Raw genomic sequence first — 23,182 nt, 5'->3', positions numbered from 1 at the left:
GCTCTGGCCTCTTTTTTAGTCTAGATAGCTGAAGGCTTAGTCGTGTGCTGTTAAGCCGTTAGCTATACAGATTCAACATTTGAAAGGTTAGTGATTATGAAAGCGTTACATTTTGGTGCAGGAAATATCGGTCGTGGTTTTATCGGTAAATTACTCTCAGACGCAGGCATGGAAGTCACATTTGCAGACGTCAACGAAACGGTCGTCTCTGAGTTGCAAAGACGCAACGAATACCCAGTGAAAGTCGTCGGTGAAGAGTGTGTCGTAGAAGTGGTGAAAAACGTCACGGCAGTCAACTCCGCCACCGATGAGGTGATTGGCTGTATCGCCAACGCCGATCTCATCACCACAGCGGTGGGTCCTACCGTACTTAAGATTATTTCTGGCTCAATTGCCAAAGGCATTGAACAGCGTTTTGCTGGGGGCAACACGTCACCACTGAACGTTATCGCGGCAGAAAACATGGTGCGCGGCACCACCCAGCTTAAAGAAGCCGTGTATGCGCATCTTAGTGATGAACTCAAAGCGTTCAGTGATGCGCACATTGGTTTTGTCGACTCTGCGGTCGACCGCATCGTGCCGCCAGCAGAAGAAGGCGAAACCGATCCACTGGCGGTCACGGTGGAAACCTTCAGTGAGTGGATTGTAGATCAAACTCAGTTCAACGGCCCAATCCCAACCATCCCGGGAATGGAATGTACAGACAACTTGATGGCGTTTGTCGAACGTAAGCTGTTTACGCTCAACACTGGTCACTTGATCACAGCTTATCTCGGTGTACTGGCGGGTCATGAGACCATCAAAGACTCGATTGAAGATCCCGCGATTCGCCAAGAAGTGAAAGCGGCGATGGAAGAAAGCGGGGCGGTACTGATCCAGCGCTACGGTTTTGATTCTAAAGCCCACGCAGCCTACATTGATAAAATCTTAGGTCGTTTTGCCAACCCGTACTTGCGTGATGAAGTGGACCGTGTGGGTCGCCAGCCTATTCGTAAGCTCAGCCCGCAAGATCGTTTGATCAAGCCACTTAATGGCACGTTGGAGTATGGGTTACCAAACGCGCATTTGATCAAAGGGATTGCAGCGGCCTTCCATTACAAGAATGACGATGACCCACAAGCGGTTGAATTGCAGAGTATGTTCGCAGAGAAAGGTTTTGCCGAGACGCTAGCTCACTATTCGGAGCTGAATATTGACTCAGAAGTTGTTAAACTAGCCGAACAAGCGTACAACGCAATCAATGAATGATGGAACACCAAAGTGCCACTGATGTGGCACTTTCTCCTTTTGAAGAAGCCATGCCAATACACTCGAGTCATGAAGTAGAGCTCTTAGAAGAGCTAGCAGAATCAGCCAATGCCGCTGAGTGTCTGCTATGTGCTTATGATGTATTGGAGGACATGCTTGATACCCTGTTAAAAAGTATTTTCCACAAAGACGATTATGCAGTGAAATTCGTCGTTGATCCGTTACTGACCAGTGATGGGCCATTAGGGGAAATACTGGTGCGCATCAAGTTACTGCTCGGGCTTGGGGTGATCAGTAAACAAACCTATGACGACATCGAAGTGTTTGTCACCCTAAAAGAGTGGGTTAAGGTTCAAGAGGGGAAAGTGGACTTCTGGGACCAAGATATCGTGTTTGAGCTCAACCGAGTGAATGCGATACAGAAAATCATGCCTATCGATTACTCACCCGAGTTGGTCGAGGGATTAAATGACGAAATGAAAGCCATGTTTTTAGATCGTCATTTCCAAAAAGTGCGTTCCACCATAGTGTTGGCCGTGAACGACATCCATCAGCAGCTCGCAAGAGAAAACGCGCTGACTTCTTAGTGATTTTCTTTGTCAGTTCTGTTGACGCTATCTTTAGATAGCGTTTTTCGTCATCTACAGTAGACAAGCATTCTAGGCAATTATTCTTGGTAATTTCCTTCGCCAACTATATCAGACAAGAAAAAAGCCACCGAAGTGGCTTTTTTTGTTTCGTGCTAGCGAAAACGTCTTACAGACCTTTAATGTTTTCCGCTTCCAGTTCAGAGAAGTATTTCACTGTCTTCACTTTAAGCTCTTGCTGCGCTGGTTCATCCGCAACGATGATTGCTTTGCGATGCATTTGCAGTGCAGTGACTGTCCACATGTGGTTTACGCTGCCTTCAATCGCCATTTGCAGTGCCAAGGCTTTGTTGTGACCAAGCGAGAGAATCATCACTTCTTCGGCGTCCAGTAGCGTCGCGACACCAATCGTTAACGCAAATTTTGGCACTTGGTTGATGTCGTTATCAAAGAAACGAGAGTTTGCGATACGCGTGTCTTCGGTCAATGTTTTGATACGAGTACGTGATGAGAGTGATGAGCCTGGCTCGTTAAACGCGATGTGACCATCAATGCCAACGCCACCCATGAATAGGTTGATCTTGCCGTAAGAGCGGATCTTGTCTTCGTATGCCGCGCAGTGTGCATCGATGTCGTCCGCTTGGCCGTCAAGCAGGTTGATGTTCTCTTCCTGAATATCAACATGGTTGAAGAAGTTGTTGTACATGAAAGAGCGGTATGACTCTGGGTGATCTGGGTCGATGCCCACGTACTCATCCATGTTGAACGTGACGACGTGTTTAAAGCTGACTTCACCTGCTTGGTATAGCTCGATCAGTGCTTTGTATGTCGACAGTGGCGTACCGCCAGTGGGTAGACCTAAAACAAATGGGCGTTCTGCCGTCGGTTTGAAGGCGTTGATTTTCTTCGCGATATGACGCGCAGCCCATTTGCCGACTTGTTCTGCATTTTTTAGGGGAATCAGTCTCATTGGTCTTTATCCTGTTTCAAGTGCTCGATTGGATTTCTTAATTTGCATTGTAAAATAAGGCGTGAGGTTTCGCCACTATTTTTGTGGAATAAATGATCTTTCGTCACGAATTAGGCTGTCAATGGCTTTTATGACTCTATTCTCTATATCAATAGTGACAGTTTTTTTATAAAGCGAGAAAAGAAGAGTGAAGGAAGGATGGGGTTGATCATCGAGCGACTAAAACGCCGCCCGAAGGCGGCGATAGTGATTGAAGACGTCACTTTGAAAGCAGTACTTTTTGACAGGAATAACCGTACAGCGCTTAAGGCGTCGTCTCAAGATAGGCTTTGGTTGAGATGTCGGTCCAAGCGCGCACTTTAGTGAGGTACTCGCGTTGCGAAGTGATGATCTCTTGCGCCAGTGCGTCTTTTTCTGCTTGCTCTTGCAGTAAGGCTTCTGTGGCGCTGTGTAGCGCTGACAATACTTGCGGCGGGAAGTCGCGCACTTTGATGTCTGGGAACTCTTGGCTCATGCTTGCCCAACTGTTGGCATTAGCGTCAATCGCTTGGGTATACATATCAAAAGCGGCCACTCTAAAGGCGGTTTCTAAGATCACTTGCAGATCCTTTGGCAAGCTGTCCCACACCTTCTTGTTGACTAAGAACTGCGTCTCGGAACCTGGCTCGTGCCACGCGGTGTAGTAATACGGCGCGATTTTTTGAAAGCCCATGCGTAAATCAAAAGCAGGGCCGACCCATTCGAGTGCGTCAATCGTGCCTCTCTCTAGTGAGGTGTAGAGTTCTCCAGGTGCGATGTTGGTTGGAGCGGCGCCGACGCGCGCCATGACTTCACCGGCAAAGCCCGGAATGCGGATCTTCAGCCCTTGCAGGTCATCAATGGTGTTGATCTCTTTTTTGAACCAGCCGCCCATCTGAATATCGGAGTTACCACCGGGGAAAGAGAGCAAATTGTGCGGCGCGTAGACTTTCTCCATCAACTCCATACCGCCACCGCGATAAAACCATGCGTATTGCTCGGTCGCCATCATGCCAAAAGGCATCGAGGAGAAAAATAGCGTATTGGGTACCTTGCCTTTCCAGTAGTAAGAACTGGAATGGCCTAAATCGTATTGACCGGATTTGACCATATCAAAAATACCCAAAGGCGCTTTGTGCTTATTGGCAGAGTCAATACGGATCTGCAAACGACCATTGGACATCTCTTCAGCCAGTTTGGCCATGTTCTTACTGGCATCACCTAGGATAGGGGTATTGGGCCCCCAAGTTTCGGCAAGTTTGAGTCGGTAGACTTTATCGTCAGCGTGGCTGACGCTAGCAAGCAGAGCGCATACGCTCGCGAGCAACGTGGTCGTCACGCGTTTCATGTTTTTGAGTGAGCGGGGAGTGGATGGCAGCATGTTGAGTTCACGTCCTTTTGTGTTGTTATTAGAATATTGCAATGATTTTTGTTTATTGCTTCAAATTCTCTGTTAGCTTCGAATTTGCGCTATTTTTCGTCAACCATTTTATTGGTGGCATCAAGTGATTGGGCGAGAAGATATTCGGGTAGAGAATGAATAAACAGTGAGAAGTGAGCTTAGCTGAGCGGCAAGAAGTTAAATTGCCCTAAAACCAGCCGTGCTTTTAGAGTAATGATGCGATCGATAGAAAATGCCATGTGAATCACATGGCATTGAGTTTTTGCTCGACAGGGATCAATCCGCTTGCGGGTTATGATGGTCAAGGTATTGGCTTGCGGCGTCTTGACCCATATAGCGGGCAAGAGTTTTGGTGGCAACGCGGGTTAAATCCACCATGATCAATCCATCCAAAGCGTTGTTGAAATCAGGATCGACATTGAATGAGACCAGCTTGCCATTGAGGTTCAAATATTGGCGCAGAAGAACAGGCACTCCCTTGCCTTCATCAATACGATCAATCACGCGAGAAAGCAGTTGTAAATCCGCGAGCGCGGTTAACATGCTGGTGTTCCAGTGGGTGTCGTGTTTCGGCAGCGGGTTGGACGGCGAGACGTACTCAGCGGCTTTCGTGTCGTAGTGGTGCAGCGTCATGGTTTCTGCGAGCAGTTGTCTTGCCTGCTCGCTGTAATCACTACTGATGCTGACTGGGCCAAACAGGTGCGTATAGTGAGGGTGGCGAGAAACAAACGTTGCTATGCCCTTCCAAAGCAAGAGTAAAGCGCCCATGCTTTTTTGATACGGCTTATCGATCACTGAGCGGCCCATTTCAATGGCGCAGCCCATCGTATTAATAAAGCGCTCATCATATTCAAACAAAGTACGAGAGTAGAGCGCATCAACCCCTTGTTGCTCAATCAGTTTATCGACTAAACCGAGTCGGTAGGCGCCGACCAGGCGTCGTTGCTCTCTGTCCCAAATAAACAGGTGTTGGTAGTGACCATCAAACTGATCGATGTCGAGGGCCAAGCCCGTTCCTTCTCCCACCGCGCGAAAGTTCTTTTCACGCAGGCGGCCTATTTCATACAACACAGAGGGAATGTAGTCGGCGCTGGTACAGTAGACATCGAATTCACCGCTCGATAATAGATGATGTTCGCGCGGCAATTGGTTGAGATCCACTTCAAGATCGCTCGCAGGGAGAGGGCTCGCGATAGGACCGCTGAGATCAATGCCAGGCGCTTTATTGGAGCGAAGCTGAGTGTTTGCCGCGAGCAAATAGGTATTGAGACGCAGATAGTTAACGATTTGAGTATCATTGAGCGCGTGGAGCTCTTTGTACTTGATGGCGGAGCCGATGGAGAGTCGAATCGGGGTGTGTGATTTGTTGAGTAACTCTCGACCCAGCATTAATGTTCGCAGCAGTGGGTGCACTTTTCCCGCAAGGTAAAAGCGTTTTGAGTTTTGACCGTCAATAAAAACGGGTACCGTGGTAGCTTTGGATCTTCGCACTAAGCTAGCGACCGAGCGGCTCCACTCTTTATCTTCTAATTTCTGAGTTTTGCTATCGACCAGTTGTGACACTTCGCCGGCGGGAAAGATCAATAAGATCCCGCCTTGCTCTAGGTGTTGGTGAGCCAGTCTCAGCGCTTTTAAATTGGCTTTGTGCGCCTGTTTGCCTTCAAACACATCCACACCAATAAATAGACGATCCAACTCTGGGACAGTTTTGAGGTACTGATTGGCTAAGATCTGCACGTCTTGACGGATATGCAGCAGCAATTCAGCGAGGATCACACCTTCGACACAACCTAGCGGATGATTGGCGACAATAACCGTCGCGCCACTGCGCGGAATAGGATCGAGCGAGCCTTTTGCAATCTGGTAGTCGATACCTAGGATAGTTAAGGTGTAGCGCAGAAACTGCTCTGTTGTGGCGTTAGCCGGGCGCTTGGCGTAAAACTTATCCAAACGACTGAGGCCCGTGGCCCATTCAGTGAGGTTCTCACCAAGGCCAAATGGCGTTTTGCGCGGCAATCGGAAAGGGCTAGATACGTCCATATCAATCTCGTCTAAACAGGAGTTGATGATGAGCGTAGGTCGTTTAGATGTCACTGAAAGGACAGTTTAATGAGAGTTCGGTGACTGAGCAATGACAGTTTGATGACGAACGATAGGATGGCGATCAGGTAGTGAGCAGGCAGTGAATTTTGACTCACTGCCTGACAAGGAGAGGACGATTTCGCTGTTTAAGCGCTGCGATGCACCGCCATATGAGCAAGCGTTACCAATGCTTCTTTATAAGGCGAGTCAGGCACAAGGGCAAGCTGAGCGATGGCTTTATCGGCTTCTTGATAAGCCAGCTGGCGCGTGTACTCCAAAGAGCCGGTTTCATCCATCGCGGCCAGAATCTCGTTGAGCTTCTCCATTCCGTTTGCTTGTTCAATGGCTTCGCGAATCATTGCCGCTTGTTCTGGGGTGCCATGGCGCATTGCGTAAAGAAGAGGGAGTGTCGGTTTGCCCTCGGCCAGGTCGTCGCCCACGTTCTTACCCATCTCCTCGCCGTCAGAGGTGTAATCCATCACATCATCAATCAACTGGAATGCGGTGCCGAGATATTTGCCGTAGTTTTGCATCGCGAGCTCAAGTTCGGCGTCAGCGTCGGTGAGAGTCGCGCCGATTTGCGTTGCCGCTTCGAATAGGCGTGCCGTCTTCGAATAGATGACCTGCATGTAGCTCTCTTCGGTTGTATCGGGATCGTTACAGTTGATCAACTGCTGCACTTCACCTTCGGAAATCACATTCACCGCGTCACTCATTAGCTCGAGGATCTTTAATGATCCGAGTGCCGTCATCATTTGGAATGAACGGGTATAGATGTAATCACCCACCAAAACACTGGCGGCATTGCCAAACGCGGCATTCGCGGTGGCTTTACCACGGCGCATGTCAGATTCATCCACGACATCATCGTGCAACAGGGTCGCTGTGTGAATAAACTCAATGAAGGCGGCGGCGGTGGTGTGATCCTGACCTTGGTAGCCCAGTGCCCGGGCAGATAACACCGCAAGCAGCGGCCGGATCCGTTTACCGCCACCACTGACGATATAAAACCCGAGTTGGTTGATTAAAGAGACGTCAGAGTTGAGTTGGGCATGAATTGTTTCATTCACTTTTGCCATGTCATCGGCAGTGAGCGCTTGGATAGCTTTAAAATCCATTATACATCCGGCTGAAGGTTAGAACTGGTAAGGTATTCTTATCTGTATTTGTTGGCCAATAATACACTAAAAAACGTTGATTAATACATGCTTAACGGGCATGATTGGCGCACTTTTCATTGGCGATTAGCTTTTCGCCAATTTTTTAAAAATATGGCTTGTCATAGGTGCGAGCTTTCTGTAGAATCTGCGCCCTATTGATGATTAGTTTAGCGCACACCCAAATTGCCCAAAGTGCATAAGGCTGTGCGGAAAAAGCGGAGTAAGATATGTACGCTGTTTTCCAATCTGGTGGTAAACAACACCGTGTAAGCGAAGGTCAAACTCTTCGTTTAGAGAAATTAGACGTTGAAACTGGTGCAACTGTTGAATTTGATAAAGTTCTTCTTGTTGCTAACGGTGAAGACATTAAAGTTGGTGCTCCTCTAGTAGAGGGCGGTAAAGTTGTAGCAGAAGTTGTACAACACGGTCGTGGCGATAAAGTTAAAATCGTTAAGTTCCGTCGTCGTAAGCACTCTCGTAAGCAACAAGGTCACCGTCAGTGGTTCACGGAAGTGAAGATCACTGGTATCAACGCTTAATCGATTAGGAGAGTTTAACAATGGCACACAAAAAAGCTGGTGGTTCTACTCGTAACGGCCGCGATTCAGAAAGCAAACGTCTAGGTGTTAAGCGTTTCGGTGGTGAATCTGTTCTTGCAGGTAACATCATCGTTCGTCAACGTGGTACTAAGTTCCACGCTGGCACCAACGTTGGTATCGGTAAAGACCACACTCTTTTCGCTCTTACTGAAGGTAAAGTGAAATTTGAAGTGAAAGGTCCTAAGAACCGTAAATTTGTAAGCATCGAAGCTGAATAATTTACCTTCTGACTGAATTCAAAAGCCCTGCCGATTCGGCGGGGTTTTTTATTTATGAACCAATACTCAGGCACTCTGTATAAGAGTCCCTCATTATTGGTTCCCCACGGGCGATGTCCTGCTCAGCTGATGAGATCAAGCTGAAGGTGGAATCTGCTAGAATTTATATCATTCAACCTGAGCGGTTGAGATGATGTTGCAACGCAGCGGCGCACTCAGCGAGGTGCGCGGTAAGAGAGCGGAGTAAGAGATGAAATTCGTTGATGAAGCGGTCGTTAAAGTTCAAGCCGGCGACGGCGGTAGTGGTGTCGTCAGTTTTTGGCGCGAAAAATTCGTAACCAAAGGTGGCCCTGATGGTGGTGATGGTGGTGACGGTGGTGATGTTTACATCCTAGCGGACGAAAACCTCAACACCCTAATTGATTACCGTTTTCAGCGCTTCTATGAAGCAGAGCGTGGCGAAAATGGCCGCGGCGGTAACTGTACGGGTAAACGCGGAAAAGACAAAGTGTTGCGCGTGCCTGTTGGTACACGTGCGGTGGATATCCACACTAATGAAATCGTGGCTGAAGTGGCCGAGCATGGCAAAAAAGTCATGGTCGCAAAAGGCGGTTGGCACGGTTTAGGTAACACGCGTTTTAAATCCTCGGTGAACCGTGCACCACGTCAAAAGACGCTGGGTACGAAAGGTGAAATCCGTGAGCTGCGTTTAGAGCTATTGCTATTGGCCGATGTGGGTATGCTTGGTCTTCCTAACGCAGGTAAATCGACCTTTATCCGTGCCGTTTCTGCGGCGAAGCCGAAAGTGGCGGACTACCCATTCACGACCTTGATCCCAAGCTTGGGTGTGGTCAGTGTTGTCCCAGAGAAAAGCTTTGTTGTCGCCGACATCCCTGGCCTTATCGAAGGCGCGGCTGACGGTGCCGGTCTTGGTATTCGATTCTTGAAGCACCTTGAGCGTTGTCGCGTGTTGCTGCATATGATCGATATCATGCCGATTGATCAATCGGATCCGGTGCAAAATGCGCTGACGATCATTGATGAGCTTGAGCAGTACAGCGAGAAGCTTGCGGATAAGCCTCGTTGGTTGGTCTTCAATAAAGTGGATCTGATGCCAGAAGAGGAAGCCAATGAAGTGATTCAAGCTATCCTTGATGCACTGGGTTGGGAAGACGAGTACTTCAAAATCTCTGCCATCAACCGACAAGGCACTAAAGAACTGTGCTACAAGCTGGCTGACTTTATGGAATCTCTACCACGCGAAGAGGAACAGATCTCTGAAGAAGAGAAGGTCAACTTCATGTGGGATGATTACCACAAAGATGCCATGTCAGGTAAAGATGTCATCACTGAAGATGAAGACGACTGGGATGATTGGGACGACGAAGAAGACGACGGTCATGTGGTCTACGTCCGCGATTAATTAAACCTTTTTAAACAGCCGCAATCACATATTGCGGCTGTTTTTTTATCTACATCAATACGTATAGTGTGTGTGAGTTGCACAATAGGGCACTTTCTTGATCAATATTTCTTGATCAATATAAGCAGCCTATGGCTGTGACTTCTCTCTAATGGAATAGGACATCGGTAATATGGCATCGAAGCAGCGAGCCGTCTCTCGCTTGATTGCCCAAGCAGGGCAAATGCTCTTGGCCCACGGCGCGGAAAGCACGTTGGTGGGCGATTTGATGCGCCGCTTTGGGCGCGCCTCTGGAATGGATGAGGTGGAAATCTCGCTATCATCAAGTTCACTCGTCGTGACGACCTTATATCAGCAGCACTGCATCACCACCACTCGCAGTTGCCCCGATCGCGGCATTAATATGCGTGCCGTCACTCAAATCCAACGTATCTGCATTATGCTTGAGCGCGGCGTGATTGACTATGAGATGGCGCAGCGTAAGCTCAACGCCATCAGCCCCGAACGATATAACCGTTGGTTGGTAGTCGGGATGATTGGGCTATCTTGCGCCGCCTTTAGCCGCCTTGCGGGAGGTGACTGGACGGTGTTTATGATGACGTTTCTCGCCTCATCCGGTGGCATGATCGTGCGCCAAGAGGTAGGCCATCGTCACTTTAACCCGCTGATGAACTTTGCCGTGACGGCGTTTGTCACCACAGTGATTTCGGCCCAAGCCGTGATTTATGAGCTGGGTAATGCGCCATCGATTGTGATGGCGTCTTCTGTACTGATGCTCGTACCGGGCTTTCCGTTGATCAATGCGGTGGCTGATATGCTCAAAGGCTACACCAACATGGGCATCGCTCGATTCGTGATGGCAAGCTTACTTACGTTGGCGACCTGTTTGGGCATTGTCGCCGCGATGAGTGTGGTTGGCGTTCGTGGATGGGTAGTGTGATGATGGATGTCGGAATGGAACTGTTGTTAGGTCTACTCAATGATATGTTGTTCGCCGCAATACCCGCGGTGGGCTTTGCCCTGGTGTTCAATGTGCCGCAAAAAGCCTTGCTTTACTGCGCGCTAGGTGGCGCGATTGGTCATGGCTCTCGCTATTTGATGATGCAATTTGGCGTGCCGATTGAGTGGGCGACGTTTTTCGCGGCCATGATCGTCAGCATGGTGGGGATTGTTTGGTCACGCCGCTTTTTGGCGCATCCGAAAGTGTTTACTGTCGCCGCGTTGATCCCTATGGTGCCGGGTGTGTTTGCTTTTAAAGCCATGATTGCGTTAGTCGAGCTCAACCATGTGGGTTACAGCCCTGAGTTGGTGGCCATGCTGCTCGAGAACTTTCTCAAGGCGATGTTTATTATTGCCGGATTAGCGGTTGGCTTAGCAATGCCTGGGTTGCTATTCTATCGCCGCAAACCCATTGTATAGCGTTGATATTGCGCAGTCTTGATTAGGAGTAGAGTATGATCATCAGTATGATCGCGGCGATGGCCCAGGATCGTGTCATTGGAAAAGATAACCAAATGCCGTGGCATCTGCCCGCCGACTTTGCGTGGTTCAAACGCTGTACGATGGGCAAGCCTGTGGTGATGGGGCGAAAAACGTATCAATCGATTGGTCGTCCTTTACCGGGACGAACCAATATTGTCATCAGTCGAGACAGCAGTTTGTCTATTGAAGGAGTGACGGTGGTGGCGTCGATTGAGCAGGCGCTTGCCGCAGCTGGAAATGTCGAAGAAGTGATGATCATCGGTGGCGGATCCATCTATCAACACTGTCTGGCGCAAGCAGATAAGTTGTACCTGACCTTTATTGATGCCAAGGTAGAGGGCGATACCCAGTTCCCAGACTGGGGCGATGCGTATCAAGAAACCTACCGCGAAGCCTACGCTGCGGATGAGAAAAATCGCTACGATATGCAGTTTGTGGTGTTAGAAAAGTAGGGCAGTACTCTGGCGCGGACCATTCCCGTTCGCGCTCTTTTTACCTAATAGCGTTACCTAATAGCGCTTGCACTCCCCCATCCTGTCCCTAAGCTGCATCACCCATCACCCATCACCCATCACCCATCACCCCAAACCTCTACTATTTCTTCCCTGCTTCGACACTGTGGTAACGCTGCTTTTCCCAATGGAGTAAGGTCAGCTTTCCGCCCCACACGCAGCCGGTATCTAAGCCAATCACTTCCTTGCTCTGGTAACCTTCTAAGGCCGCCCAATGACCAAACAGCACGGGCTTTTCCAGTGCGATGCGACTTGGCAGTTTAAACCAAGGCATCAATTCACCGCCGCTCACTTGTTTTGGTGGCAGTTTGCAAGCCATGTCCAGCCGCCCATCGGCAAAACAAAATCGCATCCGCGTGAAAGCATTGATGGTGTAGCGATAGCGCTCCAATCCGCTTAGTGCGTTGTGCCATTTGTCTGGTTGGTTGGCATACATGTTTTCAATCAGCCAAGGCCAATCGTCACTTTTTAAAATCGCTTCCACTTCGGCGGCGCACGCTCTGGCCTCTGCAAGATCCCAGTCAGGTGAGATGCCCGCATGGCACATCACGAACTCGTCATGTTCTGCCAATAACGGCTGTTGTCTCAACCAGTCAAGCAGTGCCTGTTTATCGGGCGCATCAAAAATCGGCGCCGTTTTGTCTTTGTCTTTTTTCTTATGGATACCCAGCGCAACAGCCAGCAGGTGTAAATCGTGGTTCCCGAGCACCACTTTGGCGCTCTCGCCGAGGCTTTGGACAAAGCGCAGGGTTTCCAGTGATTTGGGCCCGCGTGCGACCAAATCGCCGGCGAACCAGAGGGTATCTTTTTTGGGTTTGAATTTGATGTTGCTGAGGAGTTGCTGCAATTCGTCAAAGCAGCCTTGAATATCACCGACAATATAGGTAGCCAAACCGTTGTCCTAATTTAGTTAAGAATATTGGGCAGTGCGAGGCGAAAAGGCTCAATCTCGGCATGGAACTCACGACCTTGCTCATCGTGCATTATGTATTGACCTTGCATAACACCGACTGGTGTTTCGAGTGCGGTACCACTGCTGTACGTGTATTCATCACCGGCAGCGATAAATGGCTGCTGGCCGACGACGCCATCGCCTTCAACCGTCATCTGCTTGCCATTGGCATCGGTAATCAGCCAGCGTCGGCTGATCAATTGCACGGTCTGATTGCTGAGGTTTTTTATGGTGACCATGTAGGCGAAAATATAGCGCTTCGCGTGTGGTTGAGACTGCTCAGGGATATAGCGAGTATTGACCTGAACTTTGATGCAAGGGTCGACATCCATTTCACACCTCCAAAAAAGAAAAAGGGCGACAATGCTTGGCACTGTCCCCCTTATACTAGATGATTTTATTGATGTTTTGCATCCAGCCAGTTAGCTAGGGAGACAAATTGCTGCAAGGTGAGGTTCTCTGGTCGCATGCCTGGGTTAATACCTAGCGCTTCAAGCGATTCTGCATCAATCAGTGACTTGTAGCAGTTGCGCACGGTTTTACGGCGCTGGTTGAAGCCTTCACGGCAAACGCGATCAAGCCAATTCAAGCTGGTCGCTGGGTAAGGCAGCATCTCGTAGGGCACCAAGCGAACCACGGCTGAGTCCACTTTCGGTGGCGGAACAAACGCAGTCGGCGGCACTTCAAGGACCGGCACCACTTTGCAGTAGTATTGTGCCATCACCGTCAAGCGGCCGTATGCCTTAGTGCCAGGGCCAGCAGCGAGGCGGTTCACCACTTCTTTTTGCAACATAAAGTGCATGTCTTGTACGTCTTTATGGTACTCAAAAAGGTGGAACATCAACGGCGTTGAGATGTTGTATGGCAGGTTGCCGAAGATGCGTAGCTTATTGTTCGGCTTAACGAGTTGCGAGAAGTCGAAACGCATCGCATCGCCTTCATGGATGGTCAGCTTATCCGCCAGTTCAGGGTGATTGCGTAGGCGCTCTGCTAGATCGCGATCGAGCTCAATCACGGTGAATTTATCCACTTCACGACCGACTGGCTCAGTGATGGCGCCAAGGCCAGGACCGATCTCAACCAAGTTCTGCCCAGGTAGTGGGTTTATGGCCGAGACGATACCGTCAATGATGTATGGGTCGTTTAAAAAGTTCTGACCAAAGCGTTTACGTGCTTTGTGTCCTAAGTGGACATCGTTTCTCATAATGATCTCAAGTTAACTGGGTTTCTTTTCCACTAGCTCAATCGCATGAGCCAGTGCAGTTCTAAAGCTTCCTGTGTCCGCATCGCCTGTTCCTGCAAGATCTAATGCGGTGCCGTGATCAACGGAGGTCCTAATAAAGGGCAAGCCCAAAGTAATGTTTACTGAGCGCCCAAATCCTTTGTATTTTAGTACAGGAAGTACCTGATCGTGGTACATCCCTAATACGGCGTCCGCCTCTTCAAGGTATTTTTCGTTGAAGATGGTGTCAGCGGGTAACGGTCCGATGAGGTCGATGCCATCGCGCTCGCGTAAGCGCTCTAATGTTGGCGTTATCGTCTCTATCTCTTCTCGGCCTAAGCAACCGTCCTCACCTGCGTGCGGGTTTAAGCCACACACGTAAATTTTCGGTGATGGGATCGCAAATTTCTCGACCAAATCTTGGTGAAGAATATGGATGATGGCTTCCAAGCGTTCTGTGGTGACCGCTTTGGACACATACGCTAAAGGAATGTGTGTGGTGACCAGCGCGACGCGTAAGCCTTGTGTCGCCAACATCATGACCACCAGTGGCGTATTCGACTTTTCAGCGAAAAACTCAGTATGACCACTGAATGCCACACCTGCACGGTTGATGACCCCTTTGTGCACAGGGCCGGTGACAATAGCATCAAATTCACTATTCATACAGCCCAAAGCGGCTCTTTCGAGCGTTTTTAGTACGTAGTGACCGTTCGTTTCATTGAGTTCGCCCGCAATGCAGGGGGCATCCATCGCAATGTGATCGACAATCAGCGTACCTTGACGTTGTGGGCTCGGATCGGTGCCTTTCTCATAATCCAGCAGCTCAACCTCAATACCGAGTTGAGCTGCGCGCTCGGCAAGTAAGGACTTATCGGCGCACACCACTATCTGATGAGTCCAACTCTCTTTGGAGAGCGCCAGAACTAAGTCTGGACCAATACCGGCAGGTTCACCGGCGGTGACTACGATACGTCTAATTGTCATCTTGCTCATCCTCAACCATTTCGACAAAGGCGCTGGCTCGGATCTCTTGAATCCATGTGCTGGCTTCTTCATTAAATTTGCGGTTGAACAATATGCGATACGCGCGGTTTTTTAGCGCGGAGTCCGTGCGGTCCACCTCGCGGCGATCGAGGACTTCGACAATGTGCCAACCATGAACGGTTTTAAATGGCGCACTGATCTCTCCAGCAGGTAAGGTGTCCACTTGGTGTTTGAACTCAGGGACGTAAAGATCTGAGGTTTGATAGCCGAGTTCACCGTCACGTGCAGCTGAGCCTGGATCTTGGCTGTATTGCTGCGCCATCTCACCAAAGGTCGCTTCGCCATTGTTGATGCGCTCAATGATGTCGTTCAGCTCTTTTTGCACCCCTTCATCACTGAGGATTACCGTCGGCTTAATCAGGATGTGACGCGCATTTACCTCGGTCACCGCCACGGTTTCTAGCCCTTTGACGTCGTCGATTTTGAGGATATGGAAACCGACACCACTGCGAAATGGACCAATGATGGTGCCTTTGTTTTGCAAGCTAATTTGGTCGGCGAAGATGGTCGGCATCTCTTCTTTACGCATCCAGCCCCAATCACCACCTTCAAGGGCTTTCGGACCTTTTGAATAGGTGTAGGCCATGGTGCTAAAATCTTCACCCTGATTGAGGCGTTCAACGAGCGCTGTCGCCTCTTTTTCTACCGCTGCTTTGTCTTCACCGTCGTCGACACGTAACTGAATATGGCTGATTTTGTACTGCACGGTAGCGTTGGTCTCTTGCGCGAGAATATCCGCTAGGTTATCGACCTCAGCCGGCAGAATGTTGATGCGGCGACGGACCAGTGCATTGCGTGCTTCGCTCGCCGCGATTTCTTTGCGGATTTGTTCACGAAACTCAGGATAACTCAAACCTTCACTGACAATAGCGTTACTCAGTTCTTCGATGGTCTGGTTATTGTTTTCGGCAATCTCAGCGATGGCTTGGTTAAGACGGTTGTCATCAATACGCACACCCAATCGTTCGGCTTCTTGCTGCTGAATGGTATCAACGATAAGTTTTTCCGTGACTTGTTCACGCAGCGTCGCTTCATCGGGTAACGCTTGGTTGTTTTTACGCGCGTTGGCTTTCAATGTTTTCAGTGATGCGTTGATGTCACTGTGTAAAATCACCCCATCATTGACGATGACAGAAACGCCATCCAGCTCAACCGGCTGCGCGTGAGCGATGGCAACTTGGCTCGCGGCAACGAGCGCGAGTAGGGTGTGTTTCAATGGTTTCATTAACATCCTATCCATTATTAGGCTCCTGCCGCTGCGCAGCAGGAGAGAGATTTAGTTGTTTAAGAAGAATGGGCGACCGTAGCCAAGGGAGTTGCCTGCACTGTCCATCCCTGCCATTCCTGAGCCTGCCCCAATATTTGTGCCAAAGCCGATAATGCCAAAGTTAACACTAAAGTTATTTTCATAGACAGGGTCTGAATCTGGATAACTTGAGAAGCTAGGATCCCAGCTATCCAGCTGATTGCTGTAGGTGAAGCCGATATACCAGCAGTCGTCGGTATAGTTCACTCTCGCCAGCCACTCTAATGCTTCGTTGGTCGTGACATCATGAAAGTACTGAGCACCTACACTCCAGTGGCGGGAGATATTATAGCTGGCCAAAATACCGGCTTGAGAAATACCTTCTTCCGTGATGCTGTCTAGGTCACCTAAGCTGTCGCCTAATGTTTGCTCAATATAGTCTCTCGTGACATATCGGTAATTACCTTGAAGGTAACCACCATTGAATCGATACTCCAATGTGCTGTTGGCGAGTTGTACCTCTTCCGCATCTATATCGTATTGGATACCACCATGATAGAACAAGAAATCATCATAGTTGAAATCCATTTCGACGGCCCACGCAGAGTAGTTGGATGTGCTATCAGTATCGCTATCAGTGTCACTATCCGTGAGAGACTGGTTTTTTATGCCATTCTTCAAGTAGAAGATTTGTCCAAAGGAGACGTTCAATCTTTCTTTAAACTGGTCGTCTAAGAAACGAGTCGATGCACCGTAGCTAATTTGGTTAGCGTGAGCAATTTGATCAACACCACTGTATCGACGACTGCGAAATAAGCCGTAATAGTCGGTTTGCATCAAGGTTGTATCATATGTTGCGATGTTGCTTTGGTCTTGATTCGGGACATAGACATACTGAAGTTGTGGTTCTAGTGTCTGCGTATAACTGTCTAACACGACAGTATCTCGCTCCAGAATCAGACCTGCGTGAGTTCTAAATTCGGGTATTACACGAGACACACTCTCTTCTAGTCCATAATAATCACTATCGGAGGAAGTGGTATCAACACCTTCGAGTTCTTGTTGATAGTAGGTACCTAGCAATCGTGCTTCGGTTGTCCATGAACCCCAAGTCGTACCAATAGGAATTTTGAATCCAGGCTCGACGTGTACGCGGGTGGCACTGGGCTTTCCGTCAGCGTCAGTGTCAAAACGGGATATGTGACTGATTACATCAAAGTCTAAATAGCGCAGTACTTCTGGCGCATAGTAGTTAAACTCCAGTTGAGGTAACAGTCGGTATGGAAGGCTGCTAGTACTTTCGGTTAATAGCTGAAAGTCACGGGTGAGGATTGATGCGTCCCAAGAATCACTACGGTACGTCGCTTGTGCTTCTTGAATCAATTGCCCATCTTCTCTATTACCGATACTGGAGTCTACGTGGGAGAAATAGTAGATATCACTGACTTTTGAGTAATCAACCTCAAACTTCCAATGTTGCTTGTAAATTCCATTGTGCTCCCATTGCATGCCCCAGCGATCGCTATAGCCATCAGAGGTGTACTTCTTATCATCCGGTAAGTATTCCGATTTGATATTAGTGTTGCCCAGCGTCGACAGATAGCGGAATTCACTATTGAGTTGCGTCCCACGGTTTTGCATGTATTTGAGTGTGGTTTCGAGGTCATAGTTTGGTGCTAAGTTCCAGTAAAACGGCACCTCCATTTCAAAACCATCGCTTGAGCCGTATGAGACCGTTGGATACAAAAAGCCTGTCTTACGAGTGTCTCCAATAGGTACGGTCAAATAAGGCAAGTAGAATACGGGCACATTGACGATTTCGAAACGCGGATTGTAGAAGGTCGCTTCTTCTTCGTTTTGGTCAACATCGATACTAGAAGCACGCAGTCGCCATGATTTATCACCTTCCGGGCAAGAGGTAATCGTACCGTCTTCGATTTCGTACATCGCCTTGCCCGTTTTGGCCACGTAGACCGCTTCACCGCGCCCTGGCTCACACAAGAATTGATACTGGGTGTTCTCCAATGTCACTTCTTCTGTGTTGAGGTTGTTGGTGGCTTTCTCTGATATACTTTTCAGCTCACCGTCGCTGAACATCACGTTCCCTTCCGCAACCACGATGTTTTCTTGCTGGTGGAGGGTGACGTTGTCGGCACGCATCTGCTTCTTGCCTTGAACGACCACAACGTTCCCGCTGTAGGTGGCTTTATCACCGTTGATCGCCTCTAAGCTGTCGGCTTCGACATTGATGGGATCTTGATTCGGGTTATCAGACTCAGGTTCGTTGATTAAGCATTGATCAATAGAGGGCAGTTCCTGCACACTATCGTCTACGATTGCTTCAGATAAGGCCTGAGGGACATAGAGCGCAGCGCCGATCGATGCGGCCAGTAAGGTGCGGGGGAAAAATGACATCGAGTTTTACTATCCTGTTGAACTTGATATATCCGGTGAATAGGTAACCGAATCTAAGATAAAACGGTCTTTATAATAAAGTAAATTGTGGCGTACGGCACTATCAGACCGCGTTGAGAAGAAAAAATTCAGAGGTTGAGAGCATATAATGCACATTTTCGGCAAAATCCTTGGCACTTTTTTTGGTTTTCTGTTTGGAGGACCATTTGGTGCGTTATTCGGTCTTTTTCTAGGCCATCAGTTTGATAAAGCACGCCGTTTAAGACAGGCGGGGTTCAATAGCGGCTTTGGTGAAGGACCAAGCCAAGCGCAGCGCCAAGAGGAGTTTTTTAAAGCGGCGTTCTCTGTGATGGGGCACGTTGCGAAATCAAAAGGGCAGGTCACTCGCGAGGAGATTCAGCTGGCTTCAACGATGATGGATCGCATGAACCTACATGGTGAGCAGAAATTAGCGGCACAAGAAGCCTTCAGAGAAGGCAAAAGCGCAGATTTCCCATTGGAGCGAGTCTTAGAGCGTGTCCGCATCTCAACCGGAGGTCGTTTTGATTTGCTGCAGTTTTTCCTCGAGTTACAAATATCAGCAGCGTTTGCGGATGGCGAGATTCACCCGGCAGAGCGCAATGTGCTGCACAAGATTGCACAAGGTTTGGGCTTTTCATCAGAACAACTTGAGCAACGCCTTCGCATGCAAGAAGCGGCGTTTCGTTTTCAACGCGGGGGTTTTGGTGGCAGCAACGGTGGGCACTCTCATCAATCTGGCGGGCAGTGGCAGCAAGCGAGTACTGCAGATCAACTGAGCGATGCCTACAAATTACTGGGTATTGATAGCAGCGCTGATGCCAAAGCGATCAAGCGCGCCTATCGTAAACTGATGAATGAGCATCATCCAGATAAGTTGATGGCGAAGGGGCTCCCTCCTGAGATGATGAATGTCGCGAAAGAAAAAGCCCAAGAAATTCAAAACGCTTACGACTTGATTAAGAAAAGCAAAGGCTTTTAGTAAAAACATGTGCCCGACGCTGGTCGGGCACATGTTTTTATCAATCTTTGACCAGTTGCGTCACCGTATCTGCAACGTTTCGCGCCCCTTGTCGAATCTCGTCAATTAGGGCTTGTGTCTCCTGCAACTGCTGGTTGCATTCGACGACTCTCGCTTGAATCTGCGCCATGGTTTCCTCAGATTCTGAAGTCAACTCACTGTTGCGCTTAACAATATTCCCTATCTCATCGGTCGCTTTCGTTGTATTCGCTGCGAGGTTTCGCACCTCGTCAGCAACAACCGCAAACCCGCGGCCAAACTCCCCTGCTCGTGCGGCCTCTATGGCGGCATTCAGTGCGAGTAAGTTGGTTTGATCGGCAATGTTGGAGATGGTGGTGACAATGTGGGTAATTTGTTGCGATTGCTCCGTCAGTTTCCCCATTAGAGTGGAAGCGGTACTGACTGATACGTCAATTTGATTGGCGACATCGGTCGCGGTACCCAGCGTGCGAGCGCCATCATTGGCAATGTCTAAAGTGTGAAGCGAGGTCTGCTGAGCCACTTTAGAGGCATCTCGTATAGCCTGCTGATGACGAATTCGGTCAGTGATATCACTGGCAAATTTCACCACACGCACCACCTTACCATGACGATCAAAAACAGGGTTGTAGGTTGCTTCTAACCACAGTATCTCACCGTGTTTGTTACGTCTTTCAAAGAGACCACCTTTGAACTCGCCTTTGGCTAGTGAGGGCCAAAAATTTGGATTGTTGTGGATGAAATCTTCGCTACAAAAAATGTGGTGATGCTGACCTCGAATCTCAGAAAGCTTATAGCCAACACAGGCGCAGAAGTTATCGTTGGCATTGATGATTTCCCCTTTTGGGGTAAATTCAACATAGGCCATGGATTTTCTAAGCGATTCAAAAATGGCTTCTTGATTGTCTAGGCGGTGCTTTTTCTCCGTGACATCGCTGGCGACTTTGATCACTTTGACCACTTTATTATTGTCATCTTTCACGGGAACGTAGGTCGCCTCAATCCAAATCTCTTCGCCCCCCTTACGAAGGCGTCTGAAGGTGCCTGTCTGAGGCTGTCCATTGGCTAGATCGCGCCAAAATTGTTGATAATCGGAAGAAGAGGTCAGGATCGAATCACAAAAAAGGCGATGATGTTTACCCTGTACGTCACTCAATTGGTAGCCGAGTGTGTCGAGAAATAAGTGATTTGCGGTGATGACATGACCGTCAGGCTGAAACTCAATGTAGGCAACGCTGGATTTGATGGCGCTGAACACTTGCGCAGAGGTACGCATTGCATTGAGTTCAAGATCAGTGTAAGCAGAGTCTTTACGGCTGCGAAAAAATAACATAAATGGCCTCATTGGCACCAACAGGGTGCGTTAGGTCGATGAAATATAAAAAGGAGTGCTACTTTCTAATGAGTGCTTGTTATCAACCTAGCCGAAAAAGCTGACGCCCACTTATACTAACTTAGTTTATATGTGGCACAGATTCAAAAAATGTCTCGTTTTTAAGAGTTTGAAAAATTAGCGTTTACTAATGTGTAAATCGAACGATAGGAGTTCATAAAGCTACTTTTTCTGTAGCCCTGTGCTCAGTATAGTATTTTGTGCCTCGAGGTTTACCATTAAAGAAGCTCACTCATTTCTGGCATGCTGTCGGCTTGTTCTAGCAAGTATTCACACTCTGTTTGGATGAGTGACACACATAGCTCTATGTGTTCACGTTCCCCATCGTCGATTCCTTGAGCTTCGGTAAGTTCAATCGCTTCCTTCAGGGTGTTTTTTATAGCACCAACGGTTTCTACCATTATGGAAGCCATTTTGGTGCCTGAATAACCCAGCAGAGCGCCGAATTCAGCTAAATCATAGCTGGTGATAGGGCGTTTGAAGTTACCTTTCGGCGGATTTTGAAAGTCTTCACTTTCCCAATCTCCAATCGACATTGCAAAATATTGAGGGATACTGGCGGCACGACCCTCATCAGCGGACAATTTACCGCTTCGTGAGTTGCGTTGTGCTCCCTCTTGAGCGATAGCTTCTATGTTTACTAAGTCATAAAAAGGGGTTAGTTCCAGCCCTTTAGGGGTGACGAAGAAGCTAATATTTTTACCATGGGCATCGTAGTTTAGCGTTGCTAGATTAAAGAGCATCCATTGGGTGAGCTTTAGGTTGGTGATTACCGTGTCTATGGTTTTTACGCTCAGTAGGCGTGGGAAAGAAACGCCATCACGCATATATACGCCATCGCCTTCATCCCCATTCTGACGCTCGTATTTGTAACCTGGAGGTAAGTCAGTTGCCTGACAGCCATCAATCACATGTTTTCGTTGAACGACATCACGAGTCGCGATATAGGCACGATCGAACCGCTCTATTATCAGTGTCCTAGTCTTCCCAATGCGGGTTAACTCAACATTAGCGACGTCCAAACCTGCTAGCTTGGCTAATGTCATGCAAAAGAACTCATTAACAGCAATACACGGTGCTTTACCGCTTTCAAATTTCAGAATGTAGTTCGAACTTAATTTGCCTTCACCAAACCCCCACTCATCACCGCGCTTAAGTAAGTTTAACTTGTTTTGAACACCAGCAACCGAAAGGCGAACCTTACCGTCCCAATACACTAATGGCGCTAGATTTCGCTCTAGTCGTTCTATTAGTTCATCATCAGGTACAGCTCTAAAACTAGTTTCCCCAGGTTCTGAGTCTGGAATTCGAAAAGACAATGCGCCAGATGTTTCCGCACCAAGCTTACGAATCAGCCCGAACGTGTTGCTTTTGGATATAGTGGTGTTTTGTATCATCTCCTCAAAGGCTTCTCCTTCAGGAAGGAGATTTCTGAGGTAGTTCTCAATACTACGTGGCGAAGCCCGATCATCGAAAGGGATGTGTGGCGAAATCGGGAAACCAGAGTGTTTCCATTCATCTTCATAGATGAATGAGAACTCTGTTTCTGTTCCGACAGGAAGAATCAAACGACCAATTTTGGTATTCGTACCGATAAACACGTCTAACTGTTGTAACTTACTCATACCAACCGTCCTCATTGCTTCTCACGCTGTTTTCAGCTTGGGAGGGTATTTGGCTATGTGGACGAACAAATAGGTTTACATCGATAAGGCGTAACGACAGCCCTAAGATGTCCATGAGGATGAGTACATTGGCAAAGGTGACACTGGTATCGCCTTTTTCTACTTTCATGACTGTTCTACGAGATAAGTTGGCTTTTGAAGCGAGATCATCAATACGCCAGCCTCTATCGGTGCGTTTTGAGCGAATGGCGCTCCCCAGCGTTTCCATACTGAACTCGGTATTCAAATCAGGCATAGGTTGTGCCTTTACCATCTTACCTTTTTTCATAAGTGCTTTTTAATGTACTTTTGTCACTATTGGGTTCGTCTTAATATATAAGTTCACTATAACTCACTTTTGTCGTGACTGTATAAGAAATTAGTTATAAGTGCAATTTAAGTTACTTATGGCTGGTTTGCGAGTTTAATACCTCTCTTTGTTCTCTATGAGAGAGTTTTATCAGCCAGAAGGACACATTTGGCAACAGCGTAGTATTCGGATTAATATTGGGAGAAGACAGAGA

Annotated in this window: 22 protein-coding genes; 9 read left to right on the top strand and 13 right to left on the bottom strand. The window is 48.4% G+C overall.

Annotated features, from left to right (window positions below; all coding sequences use genetic code 11):
- The first annotated feature begins 96 nt into the window (after window positions 1-96).
- Entirely contained in the window at window positions 97-1,248 is a 1,152-nt protein-coding gene (locus AC6R0R_RS08675) for a mannitol-1-phosphate 5-dehydrogenase (RefSeq protein ID WP_500626401.1), read from the top strand.
- Between the two features lie 50 nt (window positions 1,249-1,298).
- Window positions 1,299-1,835 carry an MltR family transcriptional regulator gene (locus AC6R0R_RS08670; RefSeq protein WP_500626419.1) on the top strand — a complete coding sequence of 179 codons (537 nt, stop codon included), beginning with the start codon at window positions 1,299-1,301 and terminating at the stop codon, window positions 1,833-1,835.
- Window positions 1,836-2,004: 169 nt separating this feature from the next.
- Here the strand turns inward: AC6R0R_RS08670 and nagB are convergent, their stop codons facing one another.
- The 4 genes from nagB to ispB all read right to left on the bottom strand — a co-directional run bounded on the left by nagB (window position 2,005) and on the right by ispB (window position 7,425).
- A complete protein-coding gene (gene nagB / locus AC6R0R_RS08665; RefSeq protein ID WP_500626400.1) occupies window positions 2,005-2,805 on the bottom strand; it encodes a glucosamine-6-phosphate deaminase in 801 nt (266 codons plus the stop codon).
- Between the two features lie 304 nt (window positions 2,806-3,109).
- Window positions 3,110-4,171 (bottom strand): TRAP transporter substrate-binding protein, encoded by a 1,062-nt coding sequence (locus AC6R0R_RS08660; RefSeq protein WP_334554112.1) that lies wholly within the window; start codon window positions 4,169-4,171, stop codon window positions 3,110-3,112.
- 330 nt (window positions 4,172-4,501) lie between these two features.
- Entirely contained in the window at window positions 4,502-6,265 is a 1,764-nt protein-coding gene (locus AC6R0R_RS08655) for a bifunctional lysophospholipid acyltransferase family protein/GNAT family N-acetyltransferase (protein ID WP_500626399.1), read from the bottom strand.
- Between the two features lie 188 nt (window positions 6,266-6,453).
- On the bottom strand, window positions 6,454-7,425 hold the full coding sequence (gene ispB, locus AC6R0R_RS08650) for an octaprenyl diphosphate synthase (RefSeq protein ID WP_500626398.1): 972 nt from the start codon (window positions 7,423-7,425) through the stop codon (window positions 6,454-6,456).
- A 269-nt stretch (window positions 7,426-7,694) separates the two neighbouring features.
- On the opposite strand from ispB, the gene rplU reads away from it, so the two are divergent.
- The 6 genes from rplU (at window position 7,695) to folA (ending at window position 11,641) form a co-directional block, all read left to right on the top strand.
- Complete coding sequence (rplU, locus tag AC6R0R_RS08645; protein WP_000271393.1) at window positions 7,695-8,006, top strand: 50S ribosomal protein L21; 312 nt, start codon at window positions 7,695-7,697, stop codon at window positions 8,004-8,006.
- Between the two features lie 20 nt (window positions 8,007-8,026).
- A complete protein-coding gene (rpmA, locus tag AC6R0R_RS08640) occupies window positions 8,027-8,284 on the top strand; it encodes a 50S ribosomal protein L27 (RefSeq protein ID WP_004409945.1) in 258 nt (85 codons plus the stop codon).
- 250 nt (window positions 8,285-8,534) lie between these two features.
- Window positions 8,535-9,707 (top strand): Obg family GTPase CgtA, encoded by a 1,173-nt coding sequence (cgtA, locus tag AC6R0R_RS08635; RefSeq protein WP_500626397.1) that lies wholly within the window; start codon window positions 8,535-8,537, stop codon window positions 9,705-9,707.
- 172 nt (window positions 9,708-9,879) lie between these two features.
- A complete protein-coding gene (locus AC6R0R_RS08630; protein WP_500626396.1) occupies window positions 9,880-10,647 on the top strand; it encodes a threonine/serine exporter family protein in 768 nt (255 codons plus the stop codon).
- Window positions 10,635-11,126 carry a threonine/serine exporter family protein gene (locus AC6R0R_RS08625; protein ID WP_500626395.1) on the top strand — a complete coding sequence of 164 codons (492 nt, stop codon included), beginning with the start codon at window positions 10,635-10,637 and terminating at the stop codon, window positions 11,124-11,126. The genes AC6R0R_RS08630 and AC6R0R_RS08625 overlap by 13 nt, the downstream gene beginning before the upstream one ends.
- A 35-nt stretch (window positions 11,127-11,161) precedes the next feature.
- Complete coding sequence (gene folA, locus AC6R0R_RS08620) at window positions 11,162-11,641, top strand: type 3 dihydrofolate reductase (RefSeq protein ID WP_500626394.1); 480 nt, start codon at window positions 11,162-11,164, stop codon at window positions 11,639-11,641.
- 142 nt (window positions 11,642-11,783) lie between these two features.
- On the opposite strand, the gene apaH is transcribed toward folA, so the two are convergent.
- From apaH to lptD, 6 genes are all read right to left on the bottom strand, one after another.
- Window positions 11,784-12,593, bottom strand: a complete 810-nt coding sequence (gene apaH, locus AC6R0R_RS08615) for a bis(5'-nucleosyl)-tetraphosphatase (symmetrical) ApaH (RefSeq protein WP_500626393.1) — start codon at window positions 12,591-12,593, stop codon at window positions 11,784-11,786.
- 14 nt (window positions 12,594-12,607) lie between these two features.
- The gene (apaG, locus tag AC6R0R_RS08610; protein WP_334568374.1) at window positions 12,608-12,985 is read right to left on the bottom strand and encodes a Co2+/Mg2+ efflux facilitator ApaG/CorD; all 378 of its coding nucleotides are present in this window, start codon (window positions 12,983-12,985) and stop codon (window positions 12,608-12,610) included.
- 65 nt (window positions 12,986-13,050) lie between these two features.
- Entirely contained in the window at window positions 13,051-13,857 is an 807-nt protein-coding gene (gene rsmA, locus AC6R0R_RS08605) for a 16S rRNA (adenine(1518)-N(6)/adenine(1519)-N(6))-dimethyltransferase RsmA (protein WP_500626392.1), read from the bottom strand.
- A gap of 12 nt (window positions 13,858-13,869) precedes the next feature.
- Window positions 13,870-14,862: a 4-hydroxythreonine-4-phosphate dehydrogenase PdxA gene (gene pdxA, locus AC6R0R_RS08600; protein WP_500626391.1), complete on the bottom strand. Its 993-nt coding sequence runs from the start codon at window positions 14,860-14,862 to the stop codon at window positions 13,870-13,872.
- Complete coding sequence (gene surA, locus AC6R0R_RS08595) at window positions 14,852-16,147, bottom strand: peptidylprolyl isomerase SurA (protein WP_334554114.1); 1,296 nt, start codon at window positions 16,145-16,147, stop codon at window positions 14,852-14,854. The genes pdxA and surA overlap by 11 nt, the downstream gene beginning before the upstream one ends.
- A gap of 51 nt (window positions 16,148-16,198) precedes the next feature.
- A complete protein-coding gene (lptD, locus tag AC6R0R_RS08590; RefSeq protein WP_500626390.1) occupies window positions 16,199-18,583 on the bottom strand; it encodes an LPS assembly protein LptD in 2,385 nt (794 codons plus the stop codon).
- A 148-nt stretch (window positions 18,584-18,731) separates the two neighbouring features.
- Between lptD and djlA the strand changes: the two genes are divergently transcribed.
- On the top strand, window positions 18,732-19,583 hold the full coding sequence (gene djlA / locus AC6R0R_RS08585) for a co-chaperone DjlA (RefSeq protein ID WP_500626389.1): 852 nt from the start codon (window positions 18,732-18,734) through the stop codon (window positions 19,581-19,583).
- 40 nt (window positions 19,584-19,623) lie between these two features.
- Here djlA and AC6R0R_RS08580 read toward each other — a convergent pair whose 3' ends face one another.
- The 3 genes from AC6R0R_RS08580 to AC6R0R_RS08570 all read right to left on the bottom strand — a co-directional run bounded on the left by AC6R0R_RS08580 (window position 19,624) and on the right by AC6R0R_RS08570 (window position 22,947).
- Entirely contained in the window at window positions 19,624-20,934 is a 1,311-nt protein-coding gene (locus tag AC6R0R_RS08580) for a methyl-accepting chemotaxis protein (RefSeq protein WP_500626388.1), read from the bottom strand.
- Between the two features lie 278 nt (window positions 20,935-21,212).
- Window positions 21,213-22,619 (bottom strand): HipA domain-containing protein, encoded by a 1,407-nt coding sequence (locus AC6R0R_RS08575; protein WP_500626387.1) that lies wholly within the window; start codon window positions 22,617-22,619, stop codon window positions 21,213-21,215.
- On the bottom strand, window positions 22,612-22,947 hold the full coding sequence (locus AC6R0R_RS08570) for a helix-turn-helix domain-containing protein (RefSeq protein ID WP_025508603.1): 336 nt from the start codon (window positions 22,945-22,947) through the stop codon (window positions 22,612-22,614). The genes AC6R0R_RS08575 and AC6R0R_RS08570 overlap by 8 nt, the downstream gene beginning before the upstream one ends.
- Window positions 22,948-23,182: the final 235 nt, after the last annotated feature.

The sequence above is a fragment of the Vibrio sp. R12-SW3-ISO1 genome, from assembly GCF_059834005.1.
Note: the sequence above shows the minus strand (reverse complement) of the source record. Positions and strands in the feature narration are given on the sequence as shown.

Excerpts from the sequence above, each read along its gene's own strand:
- rplU (WP_000271393.1), top strand. The coding sequence starts at position 7,695 with ATGTACGCTGTTTTCCAATCTGGTGGTAAACAACACCGTGTAAGCGAA.
- surA (WP_334554114.1), bottom strand. The coding sequence starts at position 16,147 with ATGAAACCATTGAAACACACCCTACTCGCGCTCGTTGCCGCGAGCCAA.
- ispB (WP_500626398.1), bottom strand. The coding sequence starts at position 7,425 with ATGGATTTTAAAGCTATCCAAGCGCTCACTGCCGATGACATGGCAAAA.
- rsmA (WP_500626392.1), bottom strand. The coding sequence starts at position 13,857 with ATGAGAAACGATGTCCACTTAGGACACAAAGCACGTAAACGCTTTGGT.
- AC6R0R_RS08570 (WP_025508603.1), bottom strand. The coding sequence starts at position 22,947 with ATGAAAAAAGGTAAGATGGTAAAGGCACAACCTATGCCTGATTTGAAT.
- AC6R0R_RS08630 (WP_500626396.1), top strand. The coding sequence starts at position 9,880 with ATGGCATCGAAGCAGCGAGCCGTCTCTCGCTTGATTGCCCAAGCAGGG.
- AC6R0R_RS08580 (WP_500626388.1), bottom strand. The coding sequence starts at position 20,934 with ATGTTATTTTTTCGCAGCCGTAAAGACTCTGCTTACACTGATCTTGAA.
- AC6R0R_RS08625 (WP_500626395.1), top strand. The coding sequence starts at position 10,635 with ATGGGTAGTGTGATGATGGATGTCGGAATGGAACTGTTGTTAGGTCTA.
- AC6R0R_RS08660 (WP_334554112.1), bottom strand. The coding sequence starts at position 4,171 with ATGAAACGCGTGACGACCACGTTGCTCGCGAGCGTATGCGCTCTGCTT.
- AC6R0R_RS08675 (WP_500626401.1), top strand. The coding sequence starts at position 97 with ATGAAAGCGTTACATTTTGGTGCAGGAAATATCGGTCGTGGTTTTATC.
- pdxA (WP_500626391.1), bottom strand. The coding sequence starts at position 14,862 with ATGACAATTAGACGTATCGTAGTCACCGCCGGTGAACCTGCCGGTATT.
- AC6R0R_RS08575 (WP_500626387.1), bottom strand. The coding sequence starts at position 22,619 with ATGAGTAAGTTACAACAGTTAGACGTGTTTATCGGTACGAATACCAAA.
- AC6R0R_RS08670 (WP_500626419.1), top strand. The coding sequence starts at position 1,299 with ATGCCAATACACTCGAGTCATGAAGTAGAGCTCTTAGAAGAGCTAGCA.
- apaG (WP_334568374.1), bottom strand. The coding sequence starts at position 12,985 with ATGGATGTCGACCCTTGCATCAAAGTTCAGGTCAATACTCGCTATATC.
- rpmA (WP_004409945.1), top strand. The coding sequence starts at position 8,027 with ATGGCACACAAAAAAGCTGGTGGTTCTACTCGTAACGGCCGCGATTCA.
- cgtA (WP_500626397.1), top strand. The coding sequence starts at position 8,535 with ATGAAATTCGTTGATGAAGCGGTCGTTAAAGTTCAAGCCGGCGACGGC.
- nagB (WP_500626400.1), bottom strand. The coding sequence starts at position 2,805 with ATGAGACTGATTCCCCTAAAAAATGCAGAACAAGTCGGCAAATGGGCT.
- AC6R0R_RS08655 (WP_500626399.1), bottom strand. The coding sequence starts at position 6,265 with ATGGACGTATCTAGCCCTTTCCGATTGCCGCGCAAAACGCCATTTGGC.
- djlA (WP_500626389.1), top strand. The coding sequence starts at position 18,732 with ATGCACATTTTCGGCAAAATCCTTGGCACTTTTTTTGGTTTTCTGTTT.
- lptD (WP_500626390.1), bottom strand. The coding sequence starts at position 18,583 with ATGTCATTTTTCCCCCGCACCTTACTGGCCGCATCGATCGGCGCTGCG.
- folA (WP_500626394.1), top strand. The coding sequence starts at position 11,162 with ATGATCATCAGTATGATCGCGGCGATGGCCCAGGATCGTGTCATTGGA.